8 protein-coding genes, 1 tRNA gene, 2 rRNA genes and 1 pseudogene (1 of these 12 running past the window's edge) are annotated in these 11,913 nt (G+C 64.4%); 6 read left to right on the forward strand and 6 right to left on the reverse strand.

Annotation, left to right across the window (positions count from 1 at the left end; translation table 11 throughout):
* From AC4PTB_RS00830 to AC4PTB_RS00840, 3 genes are all read left to right on the forward strand, one after another.
* Nucleotides 1-2,618 (forward strand): 23S ribosomal RNA (locus tag AC4PTB_RS00830) (it extends 217 nt beyond the left edge of the window).
* A gap of 144 nt (nt 2,619-2,762) precedes the next feature.
* A 5S ribosomal RNA gene (rrf, locus tag AC4PTB_RS00835) occupies nt 2,763-2,877 on the forward strand.
* Between the two features lie 72 nt (nt 2,878-2,949).
* Nucleotides 2,950-3,026 (forward strand) — tRNA-Met (locus tag AC4PTB_RS00840).
* A 218-nt stretch (nt 3,027-3,244) separates the two neighbouring features.
* On the opposite strand, the pseudogene AC4PTB_RS00845 reads toward AC4PTB_RS00840, so the two are convergent.
* Nucleotides 3,245-3,451 (reverse strand): annotated as a pseudogene (locus AC4PTB_RS00845) (IS1634 family transposase); the annotation flags it as partial.
* A gap of 458 nt (nt 3,452-3,909) precedes the next feature.
* Nucleotides 3,910-4,206, reverse strand: coding sequence for a UDP binding domain-containing protein (locus AC4PTB_RS00850; RefSeq protein WP_492191245.1), 297 nt, complete (start codon nt 4,204-4,206; stop codon nt 3,910-3,912).
* Between the two features lie 156 nt (nt 4,207-4,362).
* On the opposite strand from AC4PTB_RS00850, the gene AC4PTB_RS00855 reads away from it, so the two are divergent.
* Genes AC4PTB_RS00855 through tnpC form a run of 3 tightly spaced genes read left to right on the forward strand, consistent with a single transcriptional unit; the run spans nt 4,363 to nt 6,752 of the window.
* A complete protein-coding gene (locus AC4PTB_RS00855; RefSeq protein ID WP_492191246.1) occupies nt 4,363-4,764 on the forward strand; it encodes a transposase in 402 nt (133 codons plus the stop codon).
* 17 nt (nt 4,765-4,781) lie between these two features.
* Nucleotides 4,782-5,114, forward strand: coding sequence for an IS66 family insertion sequence element accessory protein TnpB (tnpB, locus tag AC4PTB_RS00860; protein ID WP_492191247.1), 333 nt, complete (start codon nt 4,782-4,784; stop codon nt 5,112-5,114).
* Between the two features lie 54 nt (nt 5,115-5,168).
* Nucleotides 5,169-6,752 carry an IS66 family transposase gene (gene tnpC, locus AC4PTB_RS00865; RefSeq protein WP_492191248.1) on the forward strand — a complete coding sequence of 528 codons (1,584 nt, stop codon included), beginning with the start codon at nt 5,169-5,171 and terminating at the stop codon, nt 6,750-6,752.
* On the opposite strand, the gene wecC is transcribed toward tnpC, so the two are convergent.
* The 4 genes from wecC to AC4PTB_RS00885 form a co-directional block, all read right to left on the reverse strand.
* Nucleotides 6,749-7,729, reverse strand: a complete 981-nt coding sequence (gene wecC / locus AC4PTB_RS00870) for a UDP-N-acetyl-D-mannosamine dehydrogenase (protein WP_492191249.1) — start codon at nt 7,727-7,729, stop codon at nt 6,749-6,751. The two genes, tnpC and wecC, sit on opposite strands and share 4 nt — an antisense overlap.
* A gap of 21 nt (nt 7,730-7,750) precedes the next feature.
* A complete protein-coding gene (gene wecB / locus AC4PTB_RS00875) occupies nt 7,751-8,824 on the reverse strand; it encodes a non-hydrolyzing UDP-N-acetylglucosamine 2-epimerase (protein WP_492191250.1) in 1,074 nt (357 codons plus the stop codon).
* Nucleotides 8,825-8,951: 127 nt separating this feature from the next.
* Nucleotides 8,952-10,394, reverse strand: coding sequence for a glycosyltransferase family 4 protein (locus AC4PTB_RS00880; RefSeq protein WP_492191251.1), 1,443 nt, complete (start codon nt 10,392-10,394; stop codon nt 8,952-8,954).
* Nucleotides 10,391-11,893 carry a glycosyltransferase family 2 protein gene (locus AC4PTB_RS00885; RefSeq protein ID WP_492191252.1) on the reverse strand — a complete coding sequence of 501 codons (1,503 nt, stop codon included), beginning with the start codon at nt 11,891-11,893 and terminating at the stop codon, nt 10,391-10,393. Before AC4PTB_RS00885 ends, AC4PTB_RS00880 begins: the two co-directional genes overlap by 4 nt.
* Between the last annotated feature and the right edge of the window lie 20 nt (nt 11,894-11,913).

The raw sequence follows: 11,913 nt of genomic DNA on the forward strand, positions 1-11,913 counted from the left end.
CGAACCCGGGGAACTGAAACATCTAAGTACCCGGAGGAAAGGAAATCAACGATACTCCGTTAGTAGTGGCGAGCGAACGCGGACCAGCCGAGCCGTGAGAACGAGTGGAATGGTCTGGAAAGGCCAGCGATATGGGTGACAGCCCCGTACACGAAGTTTGATCGGACGCATTAAGTAGGGCGGGACACGTGTAATCCTGTCTGAAGATCGGGGGACCACCCTCGAAGGCTAAGTACTCCTTGCTGACCGATAGCGAACCAGTACCGTGAGGGAAAGGTGAAAAGCACCCCGACGAGGGGAGTGAAACAGTTTCTGAAACCGGACGCCTACAAGCAGTCGGAGCTTCCTTGAGAAGTGACGGCGTACCTTTTGTATAATGGGTCAACGACTTGGTCTTACGAGCAAGCTTAAGCCGATAGGTGTAGGCGCAGCGAAAGCGAGTCTTAAAAGGGCGACGAGTTCGTGGGATCAGACCCGAAACCAGATGATCTAGCCATGTCCAGGATGAAGGTTGGGTAACACCAACTGGAGGTCCGAACCGACACCCGTTGAAAAGGGTCCGGATGAGGTGTGGCTAGGGGTGAAAGGCCAATCAAATCTGGAGATAGCTGGTTCTCCGCGAAAGCTATTTAGGTAGCGCCTCGGACGAATACCTGCGGGGGTAGAGCACTACATGGATGATGGGGGCCCACAGCCTTACTGAGTCTAAGTAAACTCCGAATACCGCAGAGTACTATCCGGGAGACACACGGCGGGTGCTAACGTCCGTCGTGAAGAGGGAAACAACCCTGACCAACAGCTAAGGCCCCCAATTCGTGGCTAAGTGGGAAAGCATGTGGGATTTCCAAAACAACCAGGAGGTTGGCTTAGAAGCAGCCATCCTTTAAAGATAGCGTAACAGCTCACTGGTCTAGTCAAGAGATCCTGCGGCGAAGATGTAACGGGGCTCAAGCCACGAGCCGAAGCTTTGGATGTGCAGCAATGCACGTGGTAGCGGAGCGTTCTGTGATATAGCACCGCCCGACTTTAGCTCTCCTTCGGGAAAGCCTTGGTCGGACAGGTGCTGACTGTGAAGCCGGCCTGTGAGGGATCCGGTGGAGTGATCAGAAGCGAGAATGTTGACATGAGTAGCGACAAAGAGGGTGAGAGACCCTCTCGCCGAAAGTCCAAGGGTTCCTGCTTAAAGCTAATCTGAGCAGGGTAAGCCGGCCCCTAAGGCGAGGCCGAAAGGCGTAGTCGATGGGAACCACGTTAATATTCGTGGGCCAGGAGGATGTGACGGATGCTCACTGTTGTTCGACCTTATCGGATTGGTCGGGCAGCTGCGGTGTCCCTGGAAATAGCCCTCCATATGACCGTACCCTAAACCGACACAGGTGGACAGGTAGAGTATACCAAGGCGCTTGAGAGAACCACGTTTAAGGAACTCGGCAAAATGCCTCCGTAAGTTCGCGAGAAGGAGGCCCCATTGATAGGCAACTATCGGTGGGGGGCACAAACTAGGGGGTGGCGACTGTTTACTTAAAACACAGGGCTCTGCGAAGCCGTAAGGCGACGTATAGGGTCTGACGCCTGCCCGGTGCTGGAAGGTTAAAAGGAGGGGTGCAAGCTCCGAATTGAAGCCCCAGTAAACGGCGGCCGTAACTATAACGGTCCTAAGGTAGCGAAATTCCTTGTCGGGTAAGTTCCGACCTGCACGAATGGCGTAACGATCTCCCCGCTGTCTCAAACGTGGACTCAGCGAAATTGAACTGTGTGTCAAGATGCACACTACCCGCGGTTAGACGGAAAGACCCCATGAACCTTTACTCCAGCTTTGCACTGGCATCAGGATTGTGATGTGCAGGATAGGTGGTAGCCTTTGAAACCGAGACGCCAGTTTCGGTGGAGGCTCCCTTGAGATACCACCCTTCGCACTCTTGATGTCTAACCGCGGCCCGTTATCCGGGTCCGGGACCCTGCATGGTGGGGAGTTTGACTGGGGCGGTCGCCTCCCAAATCGTAACGGAGGCGCGCGAAGGTAGGCTCAGACCGGTCGGAAATCGGTCGTTGAGTGCAATGGCAAAAGCCTGCCTGACTGCAAGACTGACAAGTCGAGCAGAGACGAAAGTCGGTCATAGTGATCCGGTGGTCCCAAGTGGGAGGGCCATCGCTCAACGGATAAAAGGTACTCTGGGGATAACAGGCTGATGATGCCCAAGAGTCCATATCGACGGCATCGTTTGGCACCTCGATGTCGGCTCATCTCATCCTGGGGCTGGAGCAGGTCCCAAGGGTATGGCTGTTCGCCATTTAAAGAGGTACGTGAGCTGGGTTTAGAACGTCGTGAGACAGTTCGGTCCCTATCTGCCGTGGGTGTAGGATACTTGAGAGGAGTTGCCCCTAGTACGAGAGGACCGGGGTGAACGTTCCACTGGTGGACCAGTTATCGTGCCAACGGTAGTGCTGGGTAGCTATGAACGGACAGGATAAACGCTGAAGGCATCTAAGCGTGAAGCCCCCCTCAAAACAAGGTATCCCTTGAGGGCCGTGGAAGACCACCACGTCGATAGGCCGGAGATGTAAGTGCAGCAATGCATTCAGTTGACCGGTACTAATTGCCCGATTGGCTTGATTTGATCCAGTAGCAGCAAGGCTCATGATCAAAAGCAGGTGTACACAAGGTTAGAAAAGAACGCTCCGCGCAGGCGCAATGCCGGAGGCCGCATCCGCGGCACGCGAGCTTCTCCTGATACGCGACTTGGACATGGCTTCTTCCTCGGTTTGGTGGTCATAGCGTTGGCTAAACACCCGATCCCATCCCGAACTCGGCCGTTAAGGGCCAACACGCCGATGGTACTGCGTCTCAAGACGTGGGAGAGTAGGTCACCGCCAAACCTAGTAAGAAGCCAACGTTCTCTCAAAACGATACCAAATACCCCGATCGCAAAACAAAGCCCTCGGGACTAACGCGGGGTGGAGCAGCCCGGTAGCTCGTCAGGCTCATAACCTGAAGGCCGCAGGTTCAAATCCTGCCCCCGCAACCAACGTCATTTGCCTCAAGCCCGTAGCACCGCTGCGGGCTTTTGTGTTTTGGACGATCTCCCCGCTGCAACGCACGTCTCTGCGTCGACCCGGTGCGCAGCGCTTGCTTCCCGTCTTGCGTTCAGCACGTCGCGCCAGTCCCCCAACTTCGACAGAAAAACGACCAAGTAATTGATTTCATTATGGCGAAGATGGCCAAAATGTAACTACAGGCTGGATTTCAGGTCGGTTTCGGCAGGTTGAGGGTGTCGAAGAGGTCCAGTTGTTCGGGGCTCGGTGTGGTGATGCCCTCGAGATTCCGGTCGGCGATCCGTGCCTGGTGGCGATGGATGCGCGCCAACAGATCGAGGGCGGTGCGGGGGCTGGCGGCGTGGCCCTTGGCCTTCAGCCGCATGCGCATCACGCCACATAAACACCACACCAGAAAAACCGCACCAGCACGCATAAGCGGGCAGGCGCAGGCGAAACTGGCTGAACGAGGCACCTAGAATTCGACGCAAATCCCTGCAGTCCACATGCGCTCCCGACGCCCGATTTGACGGTGCAAGCCGTATCCGTCGGGGGCGAGGCCGCGTAACGGCGGCATCCCCTGTTCGTTTGATCACCGACGCCGCAGTCTGGAGCTCTTGCCCAAGAGAAACGCGGCAATGCCCTCGAGCGCCTGCGCTCGGGGTGCTCCCACCAGATCGGCGATCGTCGCCTCGCCACGAATGGCCAAAAGCGCCACCTTCGCCTTGATACCCGGCTGCCATTCTTCGGTTTGCCAGCCGCGCTGTGCGTCCGCGTCTGCATTGGCGGCAAGCTTCGCAAAATGCCGCTGGCGGGGACCACCTCATTTTGCCTGCGAAACATCCGCCGCGACCAGGATAGATAGCGGGACTGGACCTAGACCAGCCCGACGACATCAATCAGCCGCGCGCCGGCGGGCAGGCGTGCGGGCAGGTCGGCAAAGCCGTCATGGCGGACGAGCACGCAGATCACATCGGCCTGAAGCGCCGCCTCCAGACCGACCAGCTGCACGGGCAGGCCGTCGAGCGCGGCGGGCAGGGTCTCGACATGCGGCTCCACCGCCAGAACCTGGCAGCCCAGCTGCCCGAAGGCGCGGGTGATCTCCAGCGCGGGGCTTTCGCGCAGATCATCGATGTTGGGTTTGAACGACAGGCCAAGACAGGCGACCGTCATCTGCGACAGGCTGCGCGACGGGTCGGCCGCCAGCGCTTCGAACAGGGCGGTGCGGCCCTTGTTCAGCGTAAGCGATGGTTTTCCCCATTGAGGTCGAAGCTTTCCGCCTGAGCGTTTGCGGTTGATCCTTCGCGCGACTGCGTGCGGAGGCAAGAGATGGGCGAAGGGTTCATGGGATCGTTTCGGGTCCTGGACGAGACGATGGGGCGGCGGACGTGGCCTGACGAGGAGAAGCTGCGGATTGTCATGGAGAGCTACGTTCCCGGCGCCCGGGTCGGTGACGTGGCGCGGAAGTATCGCCTGCTTCCGTCGCAACTGACCACTTGGCGGCGGATGGCGCGCGAGGGGCGTTTCGGTCTGCCACCGGACGTGTCCGGCGTTCCGGATGTCGGCGCCTTCGTGCCGCTGATGCTGGATGGCGGGTCGGCGGCCCCTCAGGCGATCCGGGATGATCGGATCGAGATCGCGTTCGGCGAAGTGACGATCCGCCTGCCTGCCACGGTGTCGGCCGCACAGCTGGCCGAGATCGCCGGGGCACTTGGGGCGCGGCGCGGATGATCATCCCCGGCCAAAGGATGCCGATCGTGATCGCGACACGGCCTGTGGACTTTCGCTGTGGCCATGACGGGTTGGCGGCGAAGGTCCAGAACGAGCTGAAGCTCGATCCGCATTCCGGTTTGACGGTGGTGTTCCGATCGAAGCGCGGTGACCGGTTGAAGATCCTTGTGTGGGATGGCAGCGGCCTGGTGCTGATCTACAAGCGGCTGGAGAGCGGCAGCTTCGTCTGGCCGAAGGTGCAGGACGGGGCGATGCGGCTCTCGCGGGCGCAGTTCGAGGCGCTCTTCGAAGGTCTGGATTGGCGCCGGATGATGGCGCAGCGCATTGCCCCGCCGACTGCGGCGTGTTGAATCAATCCCCTTGTTTTGCTGGGTTCGGGGCGGTTCCTCGGGTAAAATCGGTCCATGTCCACCGCGCTCGACCCCGATCTTCTGGCCCAGTTGCCGCCCGCCTTGCGCGCGGCGCTCGAGGCGCAGGTTCAGGCGCTTGCGCTGGAGAATGCCGAATTGAAGAGCCGCAACGCGCGGCTTGAACATCTGGTGCGGGAGCTTCAGCGCGCCCGTTTCGGGCCGCGTTCCGAGAAGCTGCATCCCGAGCAGATGGAACTGGCATTCGAGGATATCGAAGTGGCGCTGGCTACGGCGACAGAAGAGCACGACACGGCCGTCTCGACCCGGACCGGGGAACGCCCGGCGCGGACACCGCGTGGCCCGCGGTCTCTGGCGAAGGATCTGCCGCGCGAAGAACGGGTGCTTGAGCCGAAGGATCTGAGCTGCCCTTGCGGCTGCGGGCAGATGGTGCGGATCGGAGAAGACCGGTCGGAACGGCTCGACGTGACGCCCGCGCAATTCCGGCTGATCATCACCATTCGCCCCCGCTACGCCTGCCCGAAGGGGCGCGCCGGGATCCGTCAGGCGCCGCCAGCCCCCGCCCTGATCGAAGGTGGTCTGGCCACCGAGGCACTCCTGGCGCATGTGGCGGTGGCCAAATTCGCCGATCACCTGCCCCTATACCGCCAAAGCCAGATCATGGCCCGGCAGGGGATCGAGATCGACCGTTCGACCCTGGCCGACTGGATGGGCAAGGTCAGTTTCCACATCGCCCCGATCGTCGACAGGATGGCCGCGGAGTTGAAACGCTCGGGCAAGCTCTTTGCCGACGAGACCACGATGCCGGTTCTGGCGCCCAGCACGGGCAAGACGAAGAAAGGCTTTATCTGGGCGATGTTGCGGGACGATCGGCCATGGGGCGGCGCCGACCCGCCGGGGGTCGTGTTCACCTATGCCCCCGGCCGGGCCGGCATTCACGCCGAGACGATGCTGAAGGGCTTCGAGGGTGTGCTGCAGGTCGATGGATACACGGGGTACAACCGCCTCGCCGATGGCCGACGGGCTGAAGGGGGCCGGGTGCAACTCGCCTTCTGCTGGGCACACGCAAGGCGCAAGCTGATCGACGCGCGCCCCGCCGCAGGATCCTCTTTCGTCGACGAGGCCCTGAACCGGATCGCCGAACTCTATGTCCTCGAAAAGGAAGTCCGTGGCCAGAGCCCTGAGGCCCGCCTGGCGACCCGGCAGGAACGCTCGGTGCCGCTGCTGACGGCGATGCACCCCTGGTTGTTGCAACAGGCGGCCCGGCTCCCGGCAAAATCGAACCTCGGGATGGCCGCTGCCTATGTCCTCGAACACTGGCCCGGCCTCATCCTCTTCGCCGGAGACGGCAGGATCGAGATGGACTCGAACCTCATCGAGAACCGCATCCGGCCGCTGACCCTTGGCCGCAAGAACGCCCTCTTTGCCGGCCATGACGAGGGCGGACAGTCCTGGGCGCGCTTCGCCTCGGTCATCGGCACCTGCAAGCTGAACGGTGTAGAGCCTTATGCTTGGCTGAAATCCACGCTCGAAGCGATTGCCGCCGGGCATCCGAACTCCCAGATCGACGCGCTGCTCCCGTGGAACTTCCCCAAGGCTGCAATCAAAACTGCAGCTTAAGCCGCAAACGAAGCCCTGTCAGGCGACCCGAACGGCTTCAAAAGCCGCAATCTCAATGGGGAAAACCATCGCTTACTGTTCAGCACCCAATGCGGCTTGCTGTCATTGCGCTGCCGCGCCGCCCGGATCAGCTGTGCCTCTTCGGGGGCAGAGGCGACGATGAACCAGGGGTCCACCGCGATGCAATGTCCGCCGACGCCCGCCCCCGGCTGCAGGATGTTGACCCGCGGATGGCGGTTGGCCAGCCGGATCAATTCCCATACGTCGATGCCAAGCCGGTCGCAGATCATCGAAAGTTCGTTGGCAAAGGCGATCTGCACATCGCGCGAGGCGTTTTCGGTCAGCTTGCACATTTCGGCCGTGCGGGCGTCGGTGATGACGCAATCGCCCCGCACCACAATCTTGTACAATGCAACCGCCATCTCCGAGGCGCGGCGCGTCATGCCGCCGATGATGCGGTCATTTTCCACCAGTTCCCGCACCACCTGGCCCGGCAGAACCCGCTCGGGGCAATGTGCGACCTGAACCTCGGCCGCCTCGCCCGCCTGTTGCGGAAAGCTCAGATCGGGGCGCAGCTCTGCCAGCCAGGCCGCCATCTGCTCGGTGGCCCCGACCGGAGAGGTGCTTTCCAGGATCACCAGATTGCCCTTTGCCAGCACCGGGGCGATCTTTTCGCAGGCCGCGCGGATGAAGCTCAGGTCTGGCTGATGCCCCTCGGCAAAAGGGGTGGGCACGGCGACGATGAAGGCATCGGCCGGTGCGGGCACCAGTGTCGCGCGCAGCTTGCCCGCGGCCACTGCGATATGCACGATGCCCGCCAGTTCCGGTTCCACGATGTGGATCTGGCCTGCGTTGATGGTGTCCACCACGCGGGGCGACACGTCCACCCCGATCACGTCCATCCCGCGCGCGGCAAACAACGCCGCCGTGGGCAGCCCGATATAGCCCAGACCCACCATCGAGATCGTCTTGAACATCTGTACCTCTCCTTGCGTGGGTCAGGGTTGCAGCACGGCGGCGATCCGCCGCGATGCCTGGCCGTCGCCATAGGGGTTCAGGGCCCGGGCCATTTCGGCATGGGCCGCCGGGTCGTCCAGAAGGCGCAGCGCCTCGGTTTCAATCCGGTCGGCGTCGGTCCCGACCAACCTTACGGTGCCCGCCGCCAGCGCCTCGGGGCGTTCGGTGGTTTCGCGCATCACCAGCACCGGCTTGCCAAGCGCCGGCGCCTCTTCCTGCACCCCGCCCGAGTCGGTGATGATCAGATGCGCCCGGTCCATCAGCCAGACAAAAGGCAGGTAATCCTGCGGTGCGATCAGATGCACCGCCTGCGCATCGCCCAGGATCCGGCGCACCGGTTCCTGCACATTGGGGTTCAGGTGCACGGGATAAACCACCTGCACCTCACGCGCGGCGGCGATGCGTTTCAAGGCCTGGCAGATCTGTTCAAAGCCGGTGCCGAAGTTTTCGCGCCTGTGGCCGGTGACCAGGATCATCCGCCGCCCGCCCGGCGCATCCAGGAAGGGAAACCGCGTCGCGATATCGGCTTGCAGGCCCTCATCTTCCCGCAGGCGCGCCACCACCTCTTGCAGCGCGTCGATCACCGTGTTTCCGGTCACATGGATCGCCCCGTCGGCCACGCCCTCGGCCCGCAAGGCGGCACGGGCGGTTTCCGTCGGTGCGAAATGCAGATCGGCGATGCGTCCGACCAGACGACGGTTCATTTCCTCGGGCCAGGGCGCGAAAATGTTGCCGGTGCGCAGCCCCGCCTCGACATGGCCAACCGGAACACGCGCATAAAACGCCGCAAGCGAGGCCGCCATCGTGGTCGTGGTGTCGCCATGCACCAAAAGCCGGTCATAGGCGCCGTTGGCCAGGACATCCCGCAGCGCGGTCAGGATCGCGGCGGTGATATCGGTCAGATCCTGTCCGGGCTTCATGATGTTCAGATCGACATCGGGCACGATGCCGAACAGCGCCAGAACCTGGTCCAGCATCTGCCGGTGCTGGCCGGTGACGCAGACATGCACCTTCAGGCCGGGGGTGGCTTGCAGGGTCTTGACGACAGGCGCCATCTTGATGGCTTCAGGCCGGGTCCCAAAAACGATCAGAATTTTCACAAATCTGTCCTTATGGAAGCGTCAAACACCAACCTTGATAGCGACGTGCCCTGAAATTGCAACTGAACAGCCGTTGCCGGGCTCATGTTTGCTGCTCAATCCGCGGGACGCCGAAAATAAGGGCATCCGGCACGGCCCCGGCCGCCGCAGCCAGATCGGCGGCCCGCGCCCGCGCCGCCGCCGAAGCCACCGCCAACAAATCCGGCGAAGCGGTCAGCTCCGCCAGCGCCGCCACCACCGCTGCCGGGTCATCGGCCGCCACCACCCGGCCCGCCCCGCTGTCGCCCAAAAGCGCCGGCGGCGTGCCGCGATCATAGCAGATCACCGGCCGCCCCGCCGTCAGGGCTTCCAGCACGGTACGGCCATAACTTTCGGCGAAATGCGACAGGCTCAGCACCACATCGACTTGCGCCAGCGCAGCCACGGGGCCGTCGGCATAGCCCGCATGCTGCAGGTTGTCGGGCAAAGGGCCAAGGGCCGCCAGATCCGCCGTCGCAGGCCCGATCAGCACGAAGCGAAGCGCCAGCCCCCGCGCCGCCGCCAGCTGCGCCACGGCGCGCAGATCGCCGATCCCCTTCTTGGCGGTGTTCGATCCGATCAGCCCGACCCGCAGCGGGTTTTGGGGCGCGAAAGGCAGGGCGGCAAGATCCGGGTCGGCGCTGTTGGGCAGCACCACCAGCCGGTCGGAGGGCATGGCCCCCTCCGGGTCGATCCAACGCGCCGTGGCTTCGGAATTGGCAATGAAACGGTCGGCCTGTGCCAGCAAGGCCCTGCGCAGGGGCTCCGCCCGCTGCCCCAGCCGGGCGCAAAGTTCGTCATCCTGATCGGGGCGTTCGCGCAGATGCACCACCGCCGGGACCCCGGCGCGGCGGGCCGCCAGCAGCGGCGCGTCCAGCACCAGCGTGTTCTGATGCAGCTCGATGGCGCCGCTGTCGCGGATCAGCCCCTCGATCCGGGCCAGCGTGGCCGGATGCGGCACCCGACCGGCCCGCCGCCAGGGACAGGGCAGCACATGCACCCGGCGCGCCCGCGCCCGGATCGCCGCCAGATAGCCGGGGTCAAGGCATTGCGGCAGCGCCACCTCTGGCACCATCCCCGCCCGAAGCGCGCGGTCCAGCAGGTGCAGCAGGCTGCGCTCTGCCCCGAACTGCTGACCAAGCGCCTGATGTGCAAAGACCAGCAGCACCGGCCCCTGCTGGTGCGTCAGCATGCCGGGCAGGCTGGGCAGCCCAGCCTGTGGCAGCGCCGTGTTGGCCTGCAGCCGGTCCAGATGGTGCAGCAGCGGGTTTTGTCGGCCGGTCTCGGCCTGGAGCCGGTAACCGCTGCTGGAAAACAGCGGGCCGGGGTCGCGCCCCTCGGCCGCGCCATGGGTCAGGTAATGCCAGGCCGGATCCACCGTCCAGCTTCGCCCCAGCCGACGCAGGCCGGTCAGATCGGGATAGCTGCTCAGATACCAGTCCGCGTCGAACAGGGGCGTGTTGCGCAGGCGGGCCCGGTCGCGCCACAGTCGCCACAGCCGCTTCATGCTTTGGCCTCCCCTGCACGGGCGGCGGCCGGGGCGGGCTCCAGCTGCGGCGGAACGGCAAAGGGGCGTGGGCCGGGACCGGCGGGCAGATAGGGGGCGGGATCGGCCGCATGCCATGCGGCGGCCGCGGCCAGATAGGCGGTCCGCGCCGCCGCCCCGCTTTGGGTAAACAGCCCGGTTTCGGCCGCGCGCGTCAGCGAGCCGTGCCAGACCCGGCCAAAAGCCAGCGGCACCCCGGGCAAGACAGGGCGAATGGCCGTCGCGCCATAGACGCGGGCGATCCGGGCCAGATATTCGCTGTCTGCCGCGCTGCGGACCTGATCCCAATAGCCGATCCTGTCCACCACCGCGCGTCGCATCAGCAGGGATGACAGGTTCGGATGCACGATCCCCACATCCGGGCGCAGGCCGGTGGGCAAAAGCGCCTCGGTCATCCGGGCCCAGAACGACAGACAGGCCGGTGCGTCGGGGGCGCTGCGCAGCATCTGCATCTGGCGGGCGATCCGATCGGGGTGCGACCAGTCATCGGCGTCATGCAGCGCGATCATCGCCCCCGCCGCCTGTTGCAGGCCAAGGTTGCGCGCGCCATAGGCCCCCCGCGCCGCCGCACCGTCGATCACGCGGATCCGCGGGTCGCGCGCCTGCCATCGCGCCAGACGCGATGCGGTGTCATCCTGCGAGCCGTTGTCGACGACCAGGATCTCCAGCTGGCGCCAGCTTTGTGCGACCAGCCCCGACAGGGCGGTGTCGAGCATGGCGCCGGCATTGCGGCTGGGCAGGATCACGCTCACCAGCGGCCCATCGGGGATCACCGGACCGGGGGCGGCCGTCAGCCGATCAAAGGCGCTGTCGCCGACGGCGCTCTCCGGCACAGGTATTGCCAGACCGGCAGAGCGGTAGAGCGGGGCCAGAGGCCGCCGCCAGGCCGCGGGGGTGCCCCCGGGGGCCGACAGCGCCAGCCCGGCCCGGGCCAGGCGCAGGGCCGCCCCTTGGCCAAAGGCCCGCGCGGTCTGGCGCAACAGCCGCTCGGCGTGCTGGCGCCGGCCCAGATGCCAGCAGATTTCGGCCCAGAGCAGCAGCGGCCCCGGCAGGCCCAGATGGTGTTCAAGATCCGCCACCGGGTCCAGAGGGTCCAGCCAGCGCGCCGCGCCGCCCCAGTCGCTGGTGGCTGCCGCGACCCGTGCCAGCGCCAGCCGCGCCCAAAGCCGTTCGGGCGGCTGGTCCGCCCGGCTCAGCCGATCAAGCGTGGCCAGCGCCGTGCCATCCCCGGCCCAAAGCGCGGCTTCGGCTTCGGCGGCGGCGATGGCGCAGGGCAGGCGGCCCTCATGGCGGCCGTGTCTGAGCCAATGCAGCCACACCCCGCCGCGCGCGCCCGCCAGATCGGGATATTGCCGAGCATACCACCCGGCGTCGAACGCCTGCGGCAGCCGCCAACGGCCTGGCAGCGCCCTGTGCAGCGCCCGGTGCAGGGGCCGGGCCACGGCGTTGCGCAGGGTCATCCCCTGCCTGCCGCTCCGGT

The sequence above is a fragment of the Rhodobacter sp. 4.3.4 genome, from assembly GCF_058724655.1.